Annotated in this window: 18 protein-coding genes, 7 tRNA genes and 1 pseudogene; 12 read left to right on the top strand and 14 right to left on the bottom strand. The window is 73.7% G+C overall.

The window, feature by feature from the left end; genetic code table 11:
* Nucleotides 1–198 precede the first annotated feature (198 nt).
* Nucleotides 199–2,352 carry an RNA polymerase recycling motor ATPase HelR gene (helR, locus tag ACIQWR_RS18305; RefSeq protein ID WP_404010846.1) on the top strand — a complete coding sequence of 718 codons (2,154 nt, stop codon included), beginning with the start codon at nucleotides 199–201 and terminating at the stop codon, nucleotides 2,350–2,352.
* Here helR and ACIQWR_RS18300 read toward each other — a convergent pair.
* The 3 genes from ACIQWR_RS18300 to thrS all read right to left on the bottom strand — a co-directional run bounded on the left by ACIQWR_RS18300 (nucleotide 2,349) and on the right by thrS (nucleotide 5,382).
* Nucleotides 2,349–2,759 (bottom strand): cytidine deaminase, encoded by a 411-nt coding sequence (locus ACIQWR_RS18300; protein ID WP_404010280.1) that lies wholly within the window; start codon nucleotides 2,757–2,759, stop codon nucleotides 2,349–2,351. The two genes, helR and ACIQWR_RS18300, sit on opposite strands and share 4 nt — an antisense overlap.
* Nucleotides 2,760–3,320, bottom strand: coding sequence for an HIT family protein (locus tag ACIQWR_RS18295; protein ID WP_404010277.1), 561 nt, complete (start codon nucleotides 3,318–3,320; stop codon nucleotides 2,760–2,762). It abuts the gene before it with no gap.
* A gap of 82 nt (nucleotides 3,321–3,402) precedes the next feature.
* On the bottom strand, nucleotides 3,403–5,382 hold the full coding sequence (gene thrS, locus ACIQWR_RS18290; protein ID WP_404010275.1) for a threonine--tRNA ligase: 1,980 nt from the start codon (nucleotides 5,380–5,382) through the stop codon (nucleotides 3,403–3,405).
* A 128-nt stretch (nucleotides 5,383–5,510) separates the two neighbouring features.
* Between thrS and ACIQWR_RS18285 the strand changes: the two genes are divergently transcribed.
* The gene (locus ACIQWR_RS18285; RefSeq protein WP_404010272.1) at nucleotides 5,511–6,005 is read left to right on the top strand and encodes a GNAT family N-acetyltransferase; all 495 of its coding nucleotides are present in this window, start codon (nucleotides 5,511–5,513) and stop codon (nucleotides 6,003–6,005) included.
* Nucleotides 6,006–6,014: 9 nt separating this feature from the next.
* On the opposite strand, the gene ACIQWR_RS18280 is transcribed toward ACIQWR_RS18285, so the two are convergent.
* Nucleotides 6,015–7,241 (bottom strand): hypothetical protein, encoded by a 1,227-nt coding sequence (locus ACIQWR_RS18280; protein WP_404010269.1) that lies wholly within the window; start codon nucleotides 7,239–7,241, stop codon nucleotides 6,015–6,017.
* Nucleotides 7,241–7,825: a DUF4365 domain-containing protein gene (locus ACIQWR_RS18275; RefSeq protein ID WP_404010266.1), complete on the bottom strand. Its 585-nt coding sequence runs from the start codon at nucleotides 7,823–7,825 to the stop codon at nucleotides 7,241–7,243. The genes ACIQWR_RS18280 and ACIQWR_RS18275 overlap by 1 nt, the downstream gene beginning before the upstream one ends.
* A gap of 244 nt (nucleotides 7,826–8,069) precedes the next feature.
* Here ACIQWR_RS18275 and ACIQWR_RS18270 point away from each other — a divergent pair, with 244 nt between their 5' ends.
* Nucleotides 8,070–8,795 (top strand): 3'-5' exonuclease, encoded by a 726-nt coding sequence (locus tag ACIQWR_RS18270; protein ID WP_404010264.1) that lies wholly within the window; start codon nucleotides 8,070–8,072, stop codon nucleotides 8,793–8,795.
* A 69-nt stretch (nucleotides 8,796–8,864) separates the two neighbouring features.
* Here ACIQWR_RS18270 and ACIQWR_RS18265 read toward each other — a convergent pair.
* Both ACIQWR_RS18265 and ACIQWR_RS18260 read right to left on the bottom strand, forming a co-directional pair.
* Nucleotides 8,865–8,936, bottom strand: a tRNA-Val gene (locus tag ACIQWR_RS18265).
* A 39-nt stretch (nucleotides 8,937–8,975) separates the two neighbouring features.
* Nucleotides 8,976–9,434, bottom strand: a complete 459-nt coding sequence (locus ACIQWR_RS18260; protein WP_404010261.1) for an SRPBCC family protein — start codon at nucleotides 9,432–9,434, stop codon at nucleotides 8,976–8,978.
* 112 nt (nucleotides 9,435–9,546) lie between these two features.
* On the opposite strand from ACIQWR_RS18260, the gene ACIQWR_RS18255 reads away from it, so the two are divergent.
* Nucleotides 9,547–11,988: an SCO7613 C-terminal domain-containing membrane protein gene (locus ACIQWR_RS18255; protein ID WP_404010258.1), complete on the top strand. Its 2,442-nt coding sequence runs from the start codon at nucleotides 9,547–9,549 to the stop codon at nucleotides 11,986–11,988.
* 82 nt (nucleotides 11,989–12,070) lie between these two features.
* Here the strand turns inward: ACIQWR_RS18255 and ACIQWR_RS18250 are convergent.
* Nucleotides 12,071–12,142 (bottom strand) — tRNA-Val (locus ACIQWR_RS18250).
* Nucleotides 12,143–12,201: 59 nt separating this feature from the next.
* A complete protein-coding gene (locus ACIQWR_RS18245) occupies nucleotides 12,202–12,693 on the bottom strand; it encodes a TIGR02611 family protein (RefSeq protein ID WP_404010255.1) in 492 nt (163 codons plus the stop codon).
* 177 nt (nucleotides 12,694–12,870) lie between these two features.
* Between ACIQWR_RS18245 and ACIQWR_RS18240 the strand changes: the two genes are divergently transcribed.
* Both ACIQWR_RS18240 and ACIQWR_RS18235 read left to right on the top strand, forming a co-directional pair.
* Nucleotides 12,871–13,284: an SsgA family sporulation/cell division regulator gene (locus ACIQWR_RS18240; RefSeq protein ID WP_030011909.1), complete on the top strand. Its 414-nt coding sequence runs from the start codon at nucleotides 12,871–12,873 to the stop codon at nucleotides 13,282–13,284.
* Between the two features lie 202 nt (nucleotides 13,285–13,486).
* Nucleotides 13,487–14,041 (top strand): annotated as a pseudogene (locus tag ACIQWR_RS18235) (CGNR zinc finger domain-containing protein); the annotation flags it as partial.
* 42 nt (nucleotides 14,042–14,083) lie between these two features.
* Here the strand turns inward: ACIQWR_RS18235 and ACIQWR_RS18230 are convergent.
* A complete protein-coding gene (locus ACIQWR_RS18230; RefSeq protein ID WP_404010873.1) occupies nucleotides 14,084–14,344 on the bottom strand; it encodes a hypothetical protein in 261 nt (86 codons plus the stop codon).
* A gap of 91 nt (nucleotides 14,345–14,435) precedes the next feature.
* Nucleotides 14,436–14,939 carry a hypothetical protein gene (locus tag ACIQWR_RS18225; protein ID WP_404010253.1) on the bottom strand — a complete coding sequence of 168 codons (504 nt, stop codon included), beginning with the start codon at nucleotides 14,937–14,939 and terminating at the stop codon, nucleotides 14,436–14,438.
* A 130-nt stretch (nucleotides 14,940–15,069) separates the two neighbouring features.
* Here ACIQWR_RS18225 and ACIQWR_RS18220 point away from each other — a divergent pair, with 130 nt between their 5' ends.
* A complete protein-coding gene (locus ACIQWR_RS18220) occupies nucleotides 15,070–15,594 on the top strand; it encodes a DsbA family protein (protein ID WP_399262170.1) in 525 nt (174 codons plus the stop codon).
* Between the two features lie 19 nt (nucleotides 15,595–15,613).
* Here the strand turns inward: ACIQWR_RS18220 and ACIQWR_RS18215 are convergent, their stop codons facing one another.
* From ACIQWR_RS18215 to ACIQWR_RS18205, 3 genes are all read right to left on the bottom strand, one after another.
* Nucleotides 15,614–16,441 carry a GNAT family N-acetyltransferase gene (locus ACIQWR_RS18215; RefSeq protein ID WP_404010250.1) on the bottom strand — a complete coding sequence of 276 codons (828 nt, stop codon included), beginning with the start codon at nucleotides 16,439–16,441 and terminating at the stop codon, nucleotides 15,614–15,616.
* Nucleotides 16,442–16,537: 96 nt separating this feature from the next.
* On the bottom strand, nucleotides 16,538–17,389 hold the full coding sequence (locus ACIQWR_RS18210) for an aminotransferase class IV (RefSeq protein ID WP_404010248.1): 852 nt from the start codon (nucleotides 17,387–17,389) through the stop codon (nucleotides 16,538–16,540).
* Nucleotides 17,390–17,457: 68 nt separating this feature from the next.
* Nucleotides 17,458–18,531: a chorismate-binding protein gene (locus tag ACIQWR_RS18205; RefSeq protein ID WP_404010246.1), complete on the bottom strand. Its 1,074-nt coding sequence runs from the start codon at nucleotides 18,529–18,531 to the stop codon at nucleotides 17,458–17,460.
* A gap of 169 nt (nucleotides 18,532–18,700) precedes the next feature.
* On the opposite strand from ACIQWR_RS18205, the gene ACIQWR_RS18200 reads away from it, so the two are divergent.
* The 5 genes from ACIQWR_RS18200 (at nucleotide 18,701) to ACIQWR_RS18180 (ending at nucleotide 19,169) form a co-directional block, all read left to right on the top strand.
* A tRNA-Gly gene (locus ACIQWR_RS18200) sits at nucleotides 18,701–18,773 on the top strand.
* A 42-nt stretch (nucleotides 18,774–18,815) separates the two neighbouring features.
* Nucleotides 18,816–18,889 (top strand) — tRNA-Cys (locus tag ACIQWR_RS18195).
* A 1-nt stretch (nucleotide 18,890) separates the two neighbouring features.
* Nucleotides 18,891–18,962 (top strand) — tRNA-Val (locus tag ACIQWR_RS18190).
* Between the two features lie 21 nt (nucleotides 18,963–18,983).
* Nucleotides 18,984–19,055, top strand: a tRNA-Val gene (locus ACIQWR_RS18185).
* 42 nt (nucleotides 19,056–19,097) lie between these two features.
* Nucleotides 19,098–19,169, top strand: a tRNA-Val gene (locus tag ACIQWR_RS18180).
* Nucleotides 19,170–19,191 lie beyond the last annotated feature (22 nt).

The following is a 19,191-nucleotide window of genomic DNA, read 5'->3' as shown; positions in this document are numbered from 1 at the left end:
TCGGCGTTCCGGGGGAAGAGCGAGGGGAGAACGAGGGGAGACGTGGCGGAAAACAAAAAGGGCAAGGAAGTGAAACCACTCCTTGCCACTCCTAACTTATAGCGCACCGGGGGGCTTGCGGCAAGGCCCCGGTGGCGGGGCAGAATCGCGCATCCACCCCCCTGCCGCCCCGCTTTGGAGATCCGCCACGTGCGACCGCTGCCGTCCCCGACCACCCGTGCGTTCGACCTGCCCGACCACCTCGGCCCCAAGGCCGACCCGGCGCTCATCGGCGACGACGAACGCCACTTCGCCGCCATCTCCGCGAGCCTCGACCGGACGATCGCCGAGCTGTCCGACCAACTCGCGGCCACGCGCCGGGCACCCGGCGGGATCGGCCGCGGGGCGATGGACCGGGACGCGGAGATCCACCGCCTGACCGCGCGCCTGCACACCCTGCGCCGTTTCGGCCTCGACCTGTGCCTGGGGCACTTCGTCCCCGCGGACGGCTCGGAGCCCGTCCACGTCGGACGACTCGGCCTCACCGACAGCCACGGCCGCCGCCTGCTCCTCGACTGGCGCTCCCCCGCGGCCGAACCGTTCTTCGCGGCCACCCACGGCAACCCGATGGGGCTGACGAGCCGCCGCCGGTACCGCTGGACCCGCGGCCGGATCACCGACTACTGGGACGAGGTGTTCAGCGCCGACGGGCTCGAAGGTCGCGCCGCGCTCGACGACCAGTCCGCCTTCATCGCGAGCCTCGGCAGCAGCCGCTCGGACCGGATGCGCGACGTGCTCGCCACCATCCAGGCCGACCAGGACGCGATCGTGCGGGCCGGCTCCCGCGGCGCCCTGGTCGTCGACGGCGGCCCGGGTACGGGCAAGACCGTCGTCGCCCTGCACCGCGCCGCCTACCTCCTCTACTCCGACCCCCGCCTCGGACACCGCCGCGGCGGCGTCCTCTTCGTCGGCCCGCACCAGCCCTACCTGGCCTACGTCGCCGACGTCCTGCCCAGCCTCGGCGAGGAGGGCGTACGGACCTGCACCCTGCGCGACCTCGTGCCCGAGGGCGCCGCCGCCGCGGCCGAGCGGGACCCGGCGGTGGCCCGCCTGAAGGCGTCCGCGGACCTGGTCGGGGCGATCGAGCCGGCCGTCCGCCTGTACGAGGAGCCGCCCACCGAGGGCACGACGGTCTCGACCCACTGGTCCGACCTCTGGCTGAGCCCCGCCGACTGGGCGGCCGCCTTCGACGCGGTCGAGCCCGGCACCCCGCACAACGAGGCGCGGGAGCAGATCCTGGAGGAGCTGCTCGCGATCCTCGTGGACAAGGACGACAGCGGGGCGGCGCCCCACCTGCTGCGGCGCTCGCTGCTCCAGGACGAGGAGCTGATCGGGACGCTGCGGCGCGCCTGGCCGATGCTCGACGCGGGCGAGCTGGTCGGCGACCTGTGGTCGGTGCCCGCGTACCTGCGCAGGTGCGCGCCGTGGCTCGCCCCCGAGGACGTGCGCACGCTCCAGCGCGCGGACGCCCGTGCCTGGACCCTCTCCGACCTGCCGTTCCTGGACGCGGCGCGGGCACGCCTCGGCGACCCGGAGGCCGCCGGGCGCAGGCGCCGGGGCGAAGCCGCCGCCGCGGCCGAACGCGCCCGCCGGGCCGAGGCCATCGACAGCCTGCTGCAGAACACCGTGATCGAGGAGGACGAGGGCGCGCTCGGCATGCTGCACGGGCGGGACCTGCGGGAGGCCCTGGTCGACGGGAGCGCGTCGGCCGGCGGCGAGGTCGATCCGCTGCTGGGACCGTTCGCGCACGTGGTGGTGGACGAGGCCCAGGAGCTGACCGGGGCCGAGTGGCAGATGCTGCTGGCGCGCTGCCCGTCCCGCAGCTTCACGATCGTCGGGGACCGCGCCCAGGCCCGGCACGGGTTCACCGGGTCGTGGCGGGAACGACTGGAGCGGGCCGGCCTCGACCGGATCACCGTGGCGTCCCTGAGCGTCAACTACCGGACACCGCGAGAGGTGATGGCGGAGGCGGAACCGGCCATCCGGGCCGTGCTCCCGGACGCCAACGTGCCGACCTCCGTCCGCAGCAGCGGCATCCCCGTCGTCCACGGGTCCGTCACGGAACTGGCCGCGGTCCTCGACGGCTGGCTCGCGGCGAACGCCGAGGGGACCGCCTGCGTCATCGGCGCCCCCGCGTTCCGGGCGACGGATCGCGTGCGGTCACTGACGCCGGAGCTGTCGAAGGGACTCGAATTCGACCTGGTCGTCCTCGTCGATCCGGACGCCTTCGGCGAGGGCATCGAGGGCGCCGTCGACCGCTACGTCGCGACGACCCGCGCGACCCGGCAGCTCGTCGTCCTGACCCGGCCCTAGGCTTCGAGCTGGTGGTCCGCCCAGACGTACCCGGCGGGCAGCAGGTCGACGATGGGGACGGCGCGCGGTTCGCCCCGCACCGTGACGATGACCTCGATGGTCGGGAAGTAGTCGAGCAGGACCTGGCGGCAGCGGCCGCAGGGCGGCACGATCCCGCGGTCCCGGTCGCCGACGGCCACGATGGTTTCCAGGTCGTGGGCGCCCTGGGCCGCGGCGGCGCCGATGACGACGAGCTCCGCGCAGGGGCCGCCGGTGAAGTGGTAGGCGTTCACCGCCGTGACGATCCGGCCGTCCCGGTCGCGGGCCGCGGCGGCCATGGTGTGGTTGTCGCCCCGGCAGCGCGTGGCCGCGACCTCGGCCGCGGCCCGGACCAGCTCGTGGTCGACCTCGCGGGTCGGCACGCCCATCTAGTCGACCGGCCAGGAGTCGGCGAGCATCTGCCGCGTGTCGGCGAGGAGTTGGGGCAGCACCTTGGTGTGGCCGACCACCGGCATGAAGTTCGTGTCCCCGCCCCAGCGCGGCACGATGTGCTGGTGCAGGTGCGCGGCGATGCCGGCTCCGGCGGCGGCGCCCTGGTTCATCCCGATGTTGAAGCCGTGCGCCCCGGAGGCCTTGCGCAGCGCGATCATGGCCCGCTTGGTCAGGTCGGCGAGTTCGGCCGTCTCGGGGCCGTCCAGCTCGGTGTAGTCGGCGACGTGCCGGTACGGGACGACCATGAGGTGTCCGCCGTTGTACGGGTAGAGGTTCAGCACGGCGTAGACGTGCTCGCCCCGGGCCACGACCAGCCCGTCCGCGTCGGACAGCTCCGGAATCCCGCAGAAGGGACAGCCGTCCCCGGCCTCCGGGCCGGTCGGCTTGTTCTCCCCTTGGATGTACGCCATCCGGTGGGGCGTCCACAGCCGCTGGAACGCGTCCTGCGTGCCGACACCGATCTGCTGCTCCGGCTCACTCGTCATGGGATGCAGCATATGACCTTGTCCCGACGGACGAGGAAGGCCCCCGGGAAGTGATCACTTCCCGGGGGCCTTCCTCGTACGGATCGGCCGTGGATCAGACCTGGACGCGGTCCTCGACGACCTGGACCAGCTTCGCCAGGGCATCGGCCTTGGGCACGCCGTTCTCCTGGGAGCCGTCGCGGTAGCGGAAGGAGACGGTGCCCGCGGCCATGTCCTCGTCACCGACGATGATCATGAACGGGACCTTGAGCTTCTGCTGGTTGCGGATCTTCTTCTGCATCCGGTCGGACGAGGCGTCCACCTCGACCCGCAGGCCCTTCTTCTTCGCCTCGGCGGCGAACTCCTGGAGGTACTCGACGTGCGCGTCGCCGATCGGGATGCCGACCGCCTGCACCGGGGCCAGCCACGGCGGCATGACGCCCGCGTAGTGCTCCAGCAGCACGGCGAAGAACCGCTCGATGGAGCCGAACAGCGCGCGGTGGATCATGACCGGCTGCTGCTTGGTGCCGTCGGGGCCGGTGTACTCCAGGTTGAAGCGCTCCGGCAGGTTGAAGTCGAGCTGCACGGTCGACATCTGCCAGGTGCGGCCGATGGCGTCACGGCACTGGACCGAGATCTTCGGGCCGTAGAACGCGGCGCCGCCCGGGTCCGGGACCAGCGGGAGGCCCTGCTTCTCGGCGACCTGGCGCAGGGTCTCGGTGGCCTCTTCCCAGATCTCGTCCGAGCCGACGAACTTCTCCGGGTCCTTGGTCGACAACTCCAGGTAGAAGTCCGTCAGACCGTAGTCGCGCAGCAGGTTCAGGACGAAGGTGAGGGTCCGGTCCAGCTCCTCCGCCATCTGCTCCTTGGTGCAGTAGATGTGCGCGTCGTCCTGGGTGAAGCCGCGCGAGCGGGTCAGGCCGTGCACGACGCCCGACTTCTCGTACCGGTACACGGTGCCGAACTCGAAGAGGCGCAGCGGCAGTTCGCGGTAGGACCGGCCGCGCGCATCGAAGATCAGGTTGTGCATCGGGCAGTTCATGGGCTTGAGGTAGTAGTCGGTACCACCGTCGAGCTGCATGGGGGGGTACATGCCGTCCGCGTACCAGTCCAGGTGGCCGCTCTTCTCGAAGAGGGCGCCCTTGGTGGCGTGCGGGGTGTAGACGAACTCGTAGCCCTCTTCCTCGTGCCGCTTGCGCGAGTAGTCCTCCATCACCCGGCGGATGGTGCCGCCGCGCGGGTGGAAGACGGCGAGGCCGGAGCCGATCTCGTCCTGGACGGAGAAGAGGTCCAGCTCGACGCCGAGCTTGCGGTGGTCGCGCTTCTCGGCCTCCGCGAGGAAGTCGAGGTGGGCCTTCAGCTCGTCCTTCGACGGCCACGCGGTGCCGTAGATGCGCTGGAGCATCGGGTTCTTCTCGCTGCCGCGCCAGTAGGCGGCCGCGTTGCGCATCAGCTTGAACGCCGGGATGTTGCGGGTGGTCGGCAGGTGCGGGCCGCGGCACAGGTCCGACCAGCACAGGTCGCCGGTCTTGGCGTCGATGTTGTCGTAGATGCTCAGCTCGCCGCCGCCCACCTCGACGTCCGCGCCGTCGTCCGAGGTCGCCGCCGAACCCTTGAGCCCGATCAGCTCCAGCTTGTACGGCTCGTGCGCCAGCTCCTCGCGGGCCGCCTCGTCGGTGACGACGCGGCGGGCGAAGCGCTGCCCGCGCTTCTGGATCTCCTGCATCTTCTTCTCGACGGCCTTGAGGTCGTCGGGGGTGAAGGGCTTCGCGACGTCGAAGTCGTAGTAGAAGCCGTCCCGGACCGGCGGGCCGATGCCCAGCTTGGCCTCGGGGAAGAGCTCCTGCACGGCCTGCGCCATGACGTGCGCGGTCGAGTGGCGCAGGATGTTCAGGCCGTCCTCGGAGGAGATCTCCACCGGCTCGACGGTCTCGCCGTCCTTGACCTCGTACGAGAGGTCCTTCAGCTCGCCGGCGACGCGCGCCGCGACGACGGTGCGTTCACCGGGGAAGAGGTCGGCCGCCGTAGTGCCCGTGGCCACCACGCGCTCGTCCCGCTCGGAATCGCGTTGGATGACCACACGGACGTCTGACACCGGTCTCTCCTGACTCAGGGGGTGCGCGAGCGAACACTGCGCGCCTGAATCGTACCGAGCCGGACGGCCCGGCCGCTAAACGGTTACTTCGAGGCGCCCGCCCACCGGGCGGACGTACCGTGGGCCGGGTGACCCACGCCACCCCGCCCCCCGCCCCCCTCGTCCGCCCGCTGGACCTCGCCGACGACGCGACGGCCGCCGCCGTGTACCGGATCGGCCGGGCCGCCTATGCGGTGGAGGCCGAGCTGATCGGCTTCGACGGCATACCCGCGCTGCGCGAGAGCCTGGCGGAGCTGCGCTCCCGCCCGCTGAACTGGCTCGGCGCGCTCTCACCGGCCGGGGAGGTGGCGGGGTTCCTCGCCTGGGAAGCGGCGCCGGAGGCCGCGGCGGCGGCGATCTCCATCGACCGGCTGTGCGTCGACCCGGCCTTCTTCCGCCGCGGCGTCGGCTCGCTGCTGCTGCGCCACCTGCTGGAGGAGGTGGTCCCCGGCCGCGCGGTCGGGGTCACCACCGGCGCCGTGAACGCGCCCGCCGTGACCCTGTACGAACGCCTCGGCTTCCTCCGGGGCGCCGACTTCTCGCCGGTCCCCGGTCTGGTGATGGCCTCCTTCACCCGGCCGTGAGCCCCCCGCTCAGGCGTCCGGGTCGACGAAGGGCAGCTCCCCCGCCGCCGGGAAGTCCCCGTACAGGGACTTCATCAGCCGATCGCGCTCGACCTCGTCCAGCCGGACCGGGGTCACCTCGGCCGCGTCCGTGAGCCGGCGGAAGCCGCCCCGCCGCTGGAGCCGGCCGCTGAGCCGGACCGGGAGGCCGGCGAGGTGGGCGTGGCCCGCCACCCGGTACGCCGCCTCGTCGAGCGCGACCCGGACGTACGGGACCTCGGCGCCCGACAGGACGCGCAGCCGGACCGTGCCCCCGCCGCCCTGCCCCGACCGCTGCATCCGGACCACGGCCCCCGCGATCCGCACCGCCACGGCGGGCTCCTCCCGGGTGTAGCGGGCCGCGGCCTCGCGCAGCACGGGCAGGTCGCCCGGGGAGAACTCCACCGGCTCGGGGCGGGCCGCGCAGCCCGCCGGGACCCCCGCGGCCGGGGCCCAGGCCAGCTCGATGCGGACCCCGCCCGAGCCCCGGACCAGGGCGATCAGCGCGTCCGCGAGCTCCCGGCTGGCCCCGGCCCCGACGGCCGCGTCGAAGGCCTCCATGCCGCCGGTGGCCCGCTGGTAGTCCACGGCCTCGCGGGCCGCGTGCAGTGCGTGGTGCAGCCGGGTCACCGGCCCCCGGCCCCCGTCGACCGGTACGTACGCGGTCAGCCTGCGCCCGCCCGGAGCGGGCCCCACCAGCACCCCGTCCAGGGCCCGTTCGGCCTGCCGACGGTGCCGGGCCCCGTGGTATCCGGCCCGGGCCCGGTCGGCCAGCGCCCCGGCCAGCAGCAGCTGGCGGGCGGCCGTGCGCAGCTGTTCCTGCGCCGACCAGGAGGCCTCGCCCCCGGGCCCGTACAGCCCCTCGCCCTCCGGGATGTCGCGGATCCAGCGGACCTCGTCGCTGGGCACGCTCAGCCCGTACAGCACCTCGCGCGCCGACGGCAGCCCGCTGCGCGAGAGGGCGGTGAGGGCCTCCTCGACCAGGTCGGCGCAGTCGGGGAAGGTCCGGTCCTCGGGCACGAGCAGGCTGGTCGAGCCGGGCCCGGGCCGGGTCCAGCGCCCGTAGCGTCCGGTCGCGCCGCCGCGGCGCAGCCAGCCGTGCCGCCGCAGCAGCGCGCCCAGTACGGCGGGGTCCACCTGCGCCGGGTCGGGCGGCCGCACCGCGTCGGGGTCCGCGAACTCCGGCGACGGCGCCGGTTCCAGGTTCGGCCAGTTCATCAAGGCGTCCCTCCCGACCCGACCCGGGTCATGATCTCGCACAGCGCCCGGTCGTCGAAGATCCGCGCGGTCGGTATCCGTACGGTGGTCCGGCGCCGCCCGGTCACGGGGTGACCGGCCAGGTTGGTCCAGTAGCAGCAGTGCCGCAGGTCGAGCCGGTCGTGCCCGGCGCTGAGCCACTGCTCGCGCTCCCGCGGTACGAGCATCACGACGAGGATCTTGGGCACCGCGGCCGGTGTGCGGGCGAGCTTGACCAGGTGCTCGTTGTCGAGGGTGAAGGCGAAGGTCGGTCCGGGCGGGTTCGGCGGGGTCTGGTAGGTGGCCTTCAACTGGACCTTGACGGTGACCTCGTCGTCGATGACGTGCTCGGGCGAGCCGTGGCTGACGTGCCAGTCGATGCCGTTGTCCGGGAAGGGCTGGGACAGGGAGCAGCCGGCCGCGGCCGCGACGGCGTGCAGGTAGCCCACCTGGAGGGTCTCCATGCAGGCGGTGGTGGCGAGTGTGCCGCGCAGCGGTCCGGTCTCCGTTTCCGGCCCGGTCCGCCCGCGCAGCGCCCCGCCCGGTTCGGGATGCGCGAGCGCCATGGCTCCCCATGCCTTTCGGGCTCTGCGGGGTGTCGTGCGGAAGTGGCCGGGGGCCCGCGGCGCGACGGCGGTGCCATGGCGGTGACGATCGCTCACCCGTGCGGTCCCCCAAGGAAGTTGTCTCCGCACCTGGCACCCCGCAAACGGCGTACACGGCAAACCGCACGGGTATCACCGCTTCGGGCAGGGGTCGCACGCCACGGGCGTCGGCGTCCATCTGCCGATCGGGGACGAGGAGTTCGCCATGACGCGCTGGTACGAGGGCCCGCTGGCCGCATTTGACACCGAGACCACCGGGGTGGACGTCGAGCGGGACCGGATCGTGTCCGCCGCGCTCGTCGTGCAGGAGTGTGCGGGCGGCCGGGCCCGCTCCACCCGGTGGCTGGTCAATCCGGGGATTCCGGTTCCCCCCGGCGCCACGGAAGTGCACGGACTGACCGACGACCACCTCCAGCGCAACGGGCGTTGGCCGGCGCCGGTCGTGGACGAGATAGCGCAGGCCCTCGCGGAACAGCAGGCCGCGGGCCGGCCGGTGGTGGTGATGAACGCGCCGTTCGACCTGACCCTGCTGGACCGGGAGTTGCGCCGCCACCGCGCGTCGCCACTGAGCCGCTACCTGGACGACCGGCCGCTGAGCGTGCTGGACCCGCGGGTCCTGGACAAGCACCTGGACCGCTACCGCAAGGGCCGCCGCACCCTGACGGACCTGTGCGCGCACTACGGGATAGAGCTGGAGGCGGCGCACGACGCGGCGGCCGACGCGATGGCCTCGCTGGAGGTCGTGCGGGCGGTGGGCCGCCGCTTCTCCGGACGGCTGGAGCGACTCTCCCCGTCCGAGCTGCACACCCTCCAGGCGGTGTGGCACGCGGCACAGGCGCGCGGGCTCCAGGCCTGGTTCGCGCGCAACGGCACGCCGGAGCCGGTGGATCCGAACTGGCCGCTACGCCCGGAGCTGCCCGCCGCCGCGTGAGCCGGGCCCGCACACGGGCCCCGACATGCGGAAGGCCGGTCCGTCTCGCGACGGACCGGCCTGTCCCGGTGGGCGATACTGGGATCGAACCAGTGACCCCTTCGGTGTGAACGAAGTGCTCTCCCGCTGAGCTAATCGCCCGGGAACGGATCGAACAATACAGGCCCCGGGGCCGTGCGTTCAAACCGCGTCCCGCCGGGCCGCCAGATGGGCCGCCAGGCCGCGCCGCCCGGCCCGCATCATCAACGCGTGGTTGAGCCGGAAGGCGGGCCGCCCGGGCACCGCGAGGCGCCGCATCAGCATCCGGCGGACCTCGACCTCCTGCTCGTACACCGCCCGCGTGCCGCGACCGCGCGGCCGTACGGTCCACCGCGCCCAGCCTTCGAGGTCACCGCGCAGGGCCGCCTCCAGCACCCCGGTGGCCGGGTCGCGCAGCAGCTCGGTGGCGGTGACCTCGATCTCGTAGGGCAGGAACGAGCGGAAGTGCCCGATGCCGGTGCGCGGGTCGACCTGCTCCACCGCGCGGACCTGCGGCCACCAGAGCGGGTACTCCTCGGCGCGTTCGAGCACGGCGTAGACCCGGTCGGGCGGGGCGTCGAGGTCCCACACGCTCCGGAAGCGGTAGTGGCTCCAGTCCATGGGGCCAGTGTGAACTCCCGGGGCGGGCCCGGGTACTCAGTCCGGGAATGAGCACCCGGCTGAGTACCCGCGCCCATGTTCCGGGGGCGTGATCGGCGCCACACTGCGGAGCATGGAGAATCCGCTGACGCCCGCCTCGGAGCTGGCACTCATCGACCGGGAGCTGGCCCACCTCGACGCGAGGCGGCTGCAGTTGCTCGGCCGCCGGGACTGGCTGCTGCGGCTGCTGAACGCGCAGGTCGCCCCGCCGCTGTCCGTCGGGCCCCCCGCTCAGGGCTGGGGCCCCGGCCCGCACTGGACGCCCGGTCCGACGGGACCGGCGGGGGTTCCCGCACGCGAGACCTCGGCGCCGGGCGCGCAGAACGTGCTGCTGGTCCTGGGCGCCGTGCTGCTGGCGGTGGCCGCGCTCGCCTTCACCCTGGTCAGCTGGGGTTCCCTGGGGATCGGCGGGCGCGCGGCGGTGCTGGCCGTGCTGACCGGGACGGCGCTGGCGGTGCCGACCGTCCTGCTGCGGCGCGGACTGCGCTCGACCGCGGAGTCGGTGGCGGCGGTGGGGCTGCTGCTGACCGTGCTGGACGTGTACGCGCTGCACGAGGTGGCCCTCGGCGGGGTCCCGGTCACCTGGTACGCGGCGGGCGCTTCGGCCGCGCTGGCCGCGCTGTGGGCGGGGTACGGAACGGCCCTGCGCGGGCTGCTGCTGCCGCTCCCGTCGGCGCTGGCCGCGGCCCAGTGGACGCTGCCCTGCCTCGCGGTGGCCCTGCACGTCGGCCGGACGGCGGGCGGCTGGACCCTGCTGGCGCTGGCGGCGCTGAACGCGGCGCTCGGCCTGTGGGACGGTCCCGCGGCGGCCGTGCGGCCCCGGGTCTGGCCCGCGGTGCGGATCCTGGCCGGGGTGCTCGCCGCCCTGGCCGCCCTGGCCGCCGTCGGGGTCGCGCTGGCCCTGGCCGCCGACGCGGACTCGCTGACCGGCCGGCTGTCCGCCGGTGTGCTGCTGGCGGCCGTGGGCGGCGCCTTCGTGGTGGTGGCGGGCCGGATCCGCCAGGAGCAGCTGGCTCCGGTGCTCGCCGGGGCCGGTGGCCTCGTGTGGACGCTGGCCGCGCAGGTGCTGCTGGTCCCCCGGGGCTCGGCGTGGGCGCCGACGCTCTACGTCCTGGTGTCGCTGCCCCTGCTGGCGGCGCTGCGGGTGAGCGCGCTGGCGCGGCCGGTGCGCCACGGGCTCACGGGGGCCGGGGTGGCGGTGGCCGGGCTCGGCGGGCTGATCGCGTTCCTGTCGGCGCTGCCCGTGCTGGCGGCGCCCGCTCCGCTGCTGGGCGAGGTGTGGACCGCGGCGAGCCCGCGGGCGGAGCTCGGCGGCGGCGGGCGGCAGGCGGTGGCCGTGGCGCTGATCGCCGCCGCCGTGGCGCTCCGGCTGGAGCGGGCCTCGGGGCGCCGGGAAGCGCGGGTGGTCGCCGTGCCGCTGGCGTGGACGGCCCTCTTCGCGGCGCCGGTGGCCTTCGCGCTGCCGGTGGCGGCGGTGTTCGCGGCCCAGCTCGCGGTGGTGGCGGCCGCGCTGGTCGTCGCCCTGGGCCTGGTACGGGCACCCGCCGCCGGGGTCCGGATCGCCGCGGGGGCGTGCGGGGCGGTCGGGGCAGCGAGCCTGTCCGTGGCGGCTCTGGACGGGCGCACGACGACCTTCGCGGTATGGGCGGCGCTGGGCGCGCTGTGCGGCGCCGGGGCGGTGTACGGGCGCGGCCCGCTGGCCTCCCGGGCGGCGGCCGCCGTGGTGGTGGCGACCGGGTATGCGACGGGGCTGCTGCTGGCCCTGGCCGCGCTGCTGGAGCTGCCGGCGCGCCAGTGGCCGCTGCTGGTCCTGCTGGTCCCGGCCGCGGCGGCGGCCGCGGGACCCCGGGCCGGCGCGGTGCGGATCCCGGTGGAGGTGGCCGGGGCGGCCGCCGGGGGCCTGGCCCTGCTGCTGGCCCTGGCGGCGGGGCACGCCCCCTCGCTCGCGCTGGTCCTGGGCCTGGCGGGCGTGGTGTGCGCCGCCGCGGCCGTGCGGGCGGACCGGCGGGCGGTGGGCTGGGCGGCCGGGGCGCTGTTCCTGGCGGCGACCTGGGTCCGGCTGGCGGCGTCCGGGGTGGACGCGGTGGAGGCGTACACGCTGCCGGTGACGGTGCCCGCGCTGGTGGTGGCGTGGCTGCGGCGGCGCCGGGACCCGGCCGCCCCGTCCTGGGCGACGTACGGCCCGGGCCTCGCGGCGACCCTGGTGCCCAGCCTGATCGCGGTCTGGGCCGACCCGCACTGGACGCGCCCGCTGCTGCTGGGGCTGGGCGCCCTCGCGGTGACGCTGGCCGGGGCGCGGTGGCGGCTCCAGGCGCCGCTGGTGCTGGGCGGGGTCACGCTGGGCCTGGTGGCGCTGCACGAGCTGGCGCCGTACGTCCTCCAGGTGGTCGGCGCGCTGCCGCGCTGGCTGCCGCCGGCGCTGGCGGGGGCGCTGCTGCTGGCGGTGGGGGCGACGTACGAGAAGCGGCTGCGGGACGCGCGGCGGCTGCGGTCGGCCCTCGGCAAGCTCGGCTGAGCCCCGGGCGGGGGGCCGGCCCGCGGGGCGGGAACGACGAAGGCCCCGGAGACGGTGAAGTCTCCGGGGCCCTCGGTCCGGGTGGGCGATACTGGGTTCGAACCAGTGACCCCTTCGGTGTGAACGAAGTGCTCTCCCACTGAGCTAATCGCCCGGACGCACCGCAAACATTACCGCATGTCAGCGGCGCTCCCGACCAGCGTCGGACGGCCGCTACTTCTTGACGTGCCAGGGCAGGGTGAGCCCGTACTTCCACAGGTAGAAGCCGATCAGCACGCCCGCGATGACGAGGCCGACGCTGGTCAGGATGATGTTGCGGCGGCGGACCTTCGGGTCGAGGGCCTTCTGGGCCGCCTCGGACACCTTGCGCTTGGTCCAGCGCAGCACGACCTGGGCCCAGGCGAACTCGGTCGCCCAGATGAACAGGCCCGCGAAGATCGCGACCCAGCCCGGCCCGGGCAGCACCAGCATCGCGATGCCCGCGACGATGACCGCCAGTCCGACGACGAAGACGCCGACCTGCCAGCTCAGGTGCAGGCTCCGGCGGGCCTGGATGAAGGCGGGCGCCTTCGACACGTGCGGCTCCTGCGTCGCCGCTGCGTCCGCGCCCGCGTCCGCGGCTGCGCCTGATGGAGTGGATCCTGCCGATTCCGGCGATGCGCTCGTCGCGGACTCGTTGCTCTCGCGGTTACTCCCCGTATTCATGGGGTCGAATCTACCGGAGCCGGATGCACAGGTGAATCGTCGTTTGGATCCGCCGTCCGAGGGACCCAGAGGTCCGCAAAACGGTCAGAGGGGTTTACAACGGCACCGCAGGTGGCATGTCGATTTCGCCGACGTGCGAATCCCCGAGCGCACACTGAGCGAAAGGCCCTGGCGCTTATGAACACCACGGTCAGCTGCGAGCTGCACCTGCGCCTCGTTGTGTCGAGCGAGTCCTCACTGCCTGTACCCGCGGGCCTGCGGTATGACACGGCCGACCCCTACGCCGTGCACGCCACCTTCCACACCGGCGCCGAGGAGACGGTCGAATGGGTATTCGCCCGTGACCTCCTCGCAGAGGGCCTGCACCGGCCCACCGGTACCGGCGACGTCCGCGTCTGGCCGTCCCGCAGCCACGGTCAGGGCGTCGTATGCATCGCCCTGAGCTCACCGGAGGGAGAAGCACTGCTCGAAGCACCAGCCCGAGCACTCGAGTCGTTCCTCAAGCGGACGGACGCCGCGGTCCCACCCGGGACCGAACACCGGCACTTCGACCTCGACAAGGAGCTCTCCCACATCCTGGCCGAAAGCTGAGCCAGGCCTACCGCCGCTCGACACCGTCCGACTCGGGGCGACGGTGCGGGGCGGACAACCACATACGCACGTGCCGGCGCTGTTCCCGCGGGATCCACCCGCGGGGACGGCGCCGGTGCGCGTGGGGACCACTCGGCTAAAGTCGGCGACCAGCGGCGGCCTCGTTCCGCGCCGCCGCAAGCCAGGCCCCCAGGGAGCACCCGTGCAGATCCCCCACGACACCCGACGCGCACTCGACGTCGTCGTCGCCGTGGTGAACACCGCGGCCGAGGCGGGCCAGCCCGACGGGCTGGCGGACATCGGCGCACTGCGCGCCTTCGTACACGAGTTCGCCATCAGCGACGTCGGCGAGCTGGGCGCCCGGGACCTCTCCGGCGTGCGCGCCGTCCGCGCGAAGTTCGCGCAGGTCTTCGCGGCGCCGAACTCCCGTGCGGCCTCCGTGCTGATCAACGAGCTGGTCGCGACGGCGGGCACCACGCCCCAGCTGACCGACCACGACGGCTACGACTGGCACGTGCACTACTTCGCCCCGGGCGCCTCGGTCGGCGACCACCTGGCCGCGGACGGCGGGATGGCGCTCGCCTTCATCGTGGTCTCCGGCGAACAGGAACGGCTGCGCCGCTGCGAGGCCCCGGACTGCCGGCGCGCCTTCGTCGACCTTTCGCGCAACCGGTCCCGGCGCTACTGCGACAGCCGCACCTGCGGGAACCGCCTGCACGTGGCGGCGTACCGGGCCCGCCGCAAGGAGGCGGGCACGGAGCACGTGGAGCCGGCGGCAGGACAGGGATCAGCGCAGGGATCAGAGCAGGAAGAGGTCGTGCACGGCGGCGAGCAGCAGCAGGGTGCCGATCACCGTTAGGAAGATCATCAGCGGCGGTTGGGAGAGCGCGAAGAGGCAGCCGCGCGCCTCTTCGGGCGGTACGGACGGCACGGGCGGAGCGGGCGGTACGGGCGCGGCGGACCGAGGTGCGGGGACCGGAGGGGACGCGGGCGCGGCAGCGGGGACGAGGGCCGGAAGCGGAACGGGAACCGGCGGCTCGCCCGTCGAGGTGTCGGGCATGTCGGGGCGATGATGACGCAGCGCACCCCTGTTCGTCCGTCAACACGCCAATGACGATGCGGTAGTTCGTCAGATCTTGTGCTTCTGGTCCTCAGATCCCGTGCTTCTTCAGGATCGCTTCGATGTCGGAGAAGTCCTCCCCGGGCGCGGCCGCGCGCTGCGGTGCGGCCTGCGGGGGCGCGCCGGCGCCGAGCGAGGGCGCCGAGGCGTTCGGTGCGACCGCGGCCTGCCGCTCGGACCGGGTCGAGCGGTCCGGCCGGCCCGCCTTCGCCACCTTCGCCGGCTTCTCCCCCTCGGGGCCGAGCCGCCGGCGCTCGATCGCGCGGGTGGTCGTGAAGAGCAGCCAGGCGAGGCCCAGCAGGCCGAAGCCCACCCAGACCGTCGGGTTGAAGGCGATCCCGGACACCCACTTCACCAGGCCGGTCAGCACCAGGGCGACCGGGACCAGCGCGTACGCGGTGATCCGCGCCGCCGCCAGGAAGCGCTTGCGGTAGGCGGTGAGCGCGGCGATGCCCAGGCCCGCCGCGGACGCCGCGGAGCATATGGTCTCGGCAAGCATGGGTTCCTCCAGCTCTGGGCGATCCGTCCCCTCCATCGTGCACCGGGGACGGCCGCGGGGGCCATGCGCCGGAGCCGAAGGCGGGCGATCTCCGGGAGATCTCCGGGTCGCCCCTCCTCCCCAGGTCGCGGTCGGGGCCGGGAGCGGGGGCTGGGAGACTGTCCGCATGACCGATTCCCAGCCCGCAGGCTCCCCCTCCCCCGTGACCCTCGAGGTCTGGTGCGAACTCCAGTGTCCCGACTGCCACGGCGCCCTCGACGACGTGCGCGCCCTGCGGGCCCGGTACGGCGACCGGCTGGACATCGTGCTGCGCCACTTCCCGCTGGAGAAGCACAAGCACTCCTTCGCCGCCGCCCAGGCCGCCGAGGAGGCCGTGGTCCAGGGGCAGGGCTGGCCGTACGCGGAGGCCGTACTGGCCCGCACCGCGGAGCTGACCACCCGGGGCGAGCCGCTGCTGCTCGATGTCGCCCGTGAACTGGGTCTGGACGTCGAGGAGTTCGAGGTCGCACTGATCGACGGCCGACACATCCTGATCGTCGACGCCGACCAGGCCGAGGGCAAGGCGATCGGCGTGACCGGCACGCCGACGTACGTCATCGGCGGGGAGCGCCTGGACGGCGGCAAGAGCCAGGACGGGCTGCGCGAGCGGATCGAGGAGATCGCCGACCGCCTCCTCGCGCACCCCGCCTAGGCGTGTTGCCCGGAGGGGTTCAGAGCAGCTCCTTGGCGAAGTTGACCGCGGTGTAGCGGTAGCCGAGCGACTCGTACAGGCGCTCCGCCGGGGTGTTGCCCGCGAAGACGTGCAGGCCCAGGGAGGTCAGCCCGGCCGCCCGGGCCGCGCCCTCGGCGAGCAGCATGAGGGAGCGGCCGTGGCCCCGGCCGCGCTGCTCCGCGACGACCTCGACGTCGAAGACGTACGCCGCCCCGCCGAGCCGGCCGATCCAGATGTGCCCGGCACGCTCCCCCGCCGCTTCGAGGACGAGGATGTCCACGCCCGGGGAGTCGGGGCCGTGCGGCAGCTGGGTCGCGTGGTCGGCGACCGATTTGGCGTGCGCGGCTTCCCGCGACAGACCCCGGGCCTCCCAGTCGCCGGCGTACCGCACGGTGGCGTCGGCCAGCCAGGGCCCGTACTCCTCGGCCGTGATCGGCCGCCCGGTGGTCCCCGCGGGCAGCGGGGGCGGGTCGGACCCGAGGTCCTTGACCATGGTGCGGCCGGTGCGCAGGTACCCGAGGGCCTCGGCCAGGCGCAGTCCGCCGCCGGAGTCCGTCGGGACGGACACCGTGACGCGGCGGCACCCCCAGGAGCGCAGGATCTCCTCGGCGGCGAGCCCCGCCACGGTGGCCCGACCGCGACGCCGGTCGCCCTCGTCCACGGCCAGGCCGTCTATCCGCCCGATCACGACGGACCCGAGCGGTTCGGCCGCGGTCAGCACCAGGGCGCCGACCCTTCTGCTGTTCACCCGGATCTCGTACGGGCGCGAGCGCGCCCCGGTCGGGGTCTGCTGGAGCGGCGCGGACGGCCGCAGGGTGGTGGTCATCAGGGTCTTTCTACCCGCCGTACGGGCCGACGACAGACTCCTTTTCGCCCGGACCGCCCGCCGGACGCCGGGGCGGCGGCGGGTGCGGCGGCGGGCTCACGGGTCGAGGTCGGCCCCGGACCGCTCGTCGAAGATCCGTGCGGCCTTCGCCGTGACGGGGCCGGGCGCGGCCGTCAGGAGGCGCCCGTCGATCCGGTGGACGGCCTGGACGTCGCGCAGCGAAGAGGTCAGGAAGACCTCCTCGGCCCGCTCCAGGACCTCGTACGGCAGATCGGTCTCGTGGGCGCCCGTCCACTCGACGACGAGGTCGCGGGTGATGCCCGCGAGGCAGCCGGAGGCCAGCGGCGGGGTGTGCAGCTCTCCGTCGAGGACGACGAAGACGTTGGACCCGGTGCCCTCGCAGAGCCGGCCGACGGTGTTGGCGAAGAGGGCCTCGGAGGCGCCGGCGCGGTGGGCGGCGGCCAGCGCGACGACGTTCTCCGCGTAGGAGGTGGACTTCATGCCGGCGACGGCGCTGCGCTCGTTGCGCACCCAGGGGACCGTGATCACCGCGGTGGTGTCGGGGCGGCGGGTGGCCGGGGCCAGGGCGACGACCAGGGTGGGCGCCGATTCGCCGCGGTCCGAGCCGAGCGGCGAGGGGCCCGCGGTGTAGGTGATCCGCAACCGTCCGGACGGGGTGGCTCCGGAGCCCGCCTCCAGTACGGCGGCGCAGGCGCGCCGGACCTCGTCGAGGTCGGGGTCGCACAGCCCGAGGCCGCGGGCGGAGCGGGTCAACCGGTCGAGGTGCCGGGTGAGGGCGAAGGGGCGGCCGCCCTCGACCTTGAGCGCCTCGAAGACGCCGTCGCCCACGGTCAGCCCGTGGTCGAAGACGGAGACGGCCGCGCTGCCGGCTTCGTACAGCGCCCCGTCGAGCCAGACCGGGGTCCCGGACGCGGGCGGCCGCGTCATCGGCGTCGGATGCGGCGTCCTGTCCGGCGTCGCGTTCGGCGTCGCGTTCGGCGTCGGGTTCGGCGTCGTCACTGAGCGGTCCCTCCACTGTGCTGGCGGTAGGTGCCCGACGCTACCGCCAGCAATCGGGCCGCCTTGAGTTCGGTCTCCGCCCACTCGCGGTGCGGGTCGGAGCCCCAGGTGATCCCGGCGCCGGTGCCGAAGCACAGCCGGGGGCCGCCCACGGCCGCACGGTCGATCCAGAAGGTGCGGATGCCGACGGCCAGCTCGGCGGTGCCCCGGTCGGCGTCGACCCAGCCGATCCCCCCGCAGTAGGGGCCGCGCGGGGCGGTCTCCAGGGCCTCGATGATCCGCAGCGCGGAGGACTTGGGGGCGCCGGTGACGGAGCCGGGCGGGAAGGTCGCGGCGAGCAGTTCCGGCCAGCCGGCGCCGTCGGCGAGCTCACCGCTGACGGTGGAGACGAGGTGGACCAGGCCCGGGTGCTCCTCCACGGCGCACAGTTCGGGCACGGTGACGGACCCGGTGGCGCAGACCCGGCCGAGGTCGTTGCGGACCAGGTCCACGATCATCACGTTCTCGGCGTGGTCCTTCTCCAGTAGGTCCGCCGCGGTCCGGCCGGTGCCCTTGATGGGCCCGGACTCGATCCGGCGGCCGGTGCGGCGCAGGTACAGCTCGGGGGAGGCGGTGGCGATCTCGACGCCGTGCGCGGGGAGGCGAATCGTTCCGGCAAAGGGGGCCGGATTGCCGCGGGCCAGCAGCGCGGTGAGCGCGTCCACATCGGCCGGACCGGAACCGGAAGCGGAGCCGGACAGCGGCGCGGACATCACGCGGCACAGGTTGGCCTGGTAGACCTCGCCCGCGGCGATGTGCTCGCGGATGCGCCGTACGCCCGCGACGTAGGCGGCCCGGTCCAAGGAGGACGTCCAGTCGCCGGCGGCGGGACCGCTCCAGGCACCGGGGACGGGCGCGGGAACGGGGTCGGGGCGCACGTCCCCGAAGCGCGCGCAGGTCAGGCGCCCCTCGAAGTCCGCGGACACCGCCCAGAAGCCGGTGGAGTCCAGGGCCGCGGGATCGCTCGTGACGTCGCGGAGGTCTGATGCGAGGAGGCCGCCGAAGCGGGCCATGGGAGCCAGGTCGTGCACGGCTGCGAGTCTATGACCGGTGACGGGTCGGCGCCGGTGGGGTGACCTGTGGTGATCGGGCGGCAGCACGCTGCGGAAACGCGTTTTTGAGCTGGCTCGGGAATCCGCTAGAGTTCAACACGTCGCCAGGGAGCGCCGGGGAAAAACCCGGAAGCGAACACGGTGGCCTGCGGACGTAGCTCAGTTGGTAGAGCACCACCTTGCCAAGGTGGATGTCGCGAGTTCGAGTCTCGTCGTCCGCTCGAAGTGGGGGATCTTCCCGAGAACCCTTGCTCATGCTCCATGGTGGAGTGGCCGAGAGGCGAGGCAACGGCCTGCAAAGCCGTCTACACGGGTTCAAATCCCGTCTCCACCTCCAAGGACGATTAGCTCAGCGGGAGAGCGCTTCCCTGACACGGAAGAGGTCACTGGTTCAATCCCAGTATCGTCCACTCGATCCGCGAGGATCACCCGCGCGATTAGCTCAGCGGGAGAGCGCTTCCCTGACACGGAAGAGGTCACTGGTTCAATCCCAGTATCGCGCACGCTGTACAGTTACGACCTGCGGCTTCACTGCCGTGGTGCCCGCGCGATTAGCTCAGCGGGAGAGCGCTTCCCTGACACGGAAGAGGTCACTGGTTCAATCCCAGTATCGCGCACGCTGTACAGTTACGACCTGCG

Origin of the sequence: Streptomyces sp. NPDC098789 (assembly GCF_044759975.1) — a bacterium.
Lineage (GTDB): Bacteria > Actinomycetota > Actinomycetes > Streptomycetales > Streptomycetaceae > Streptomyces.
Note: the sequence above shows the minus strand (reverse complement) of the source record. Positions and strands in the feature narration are given on the sequence as shown.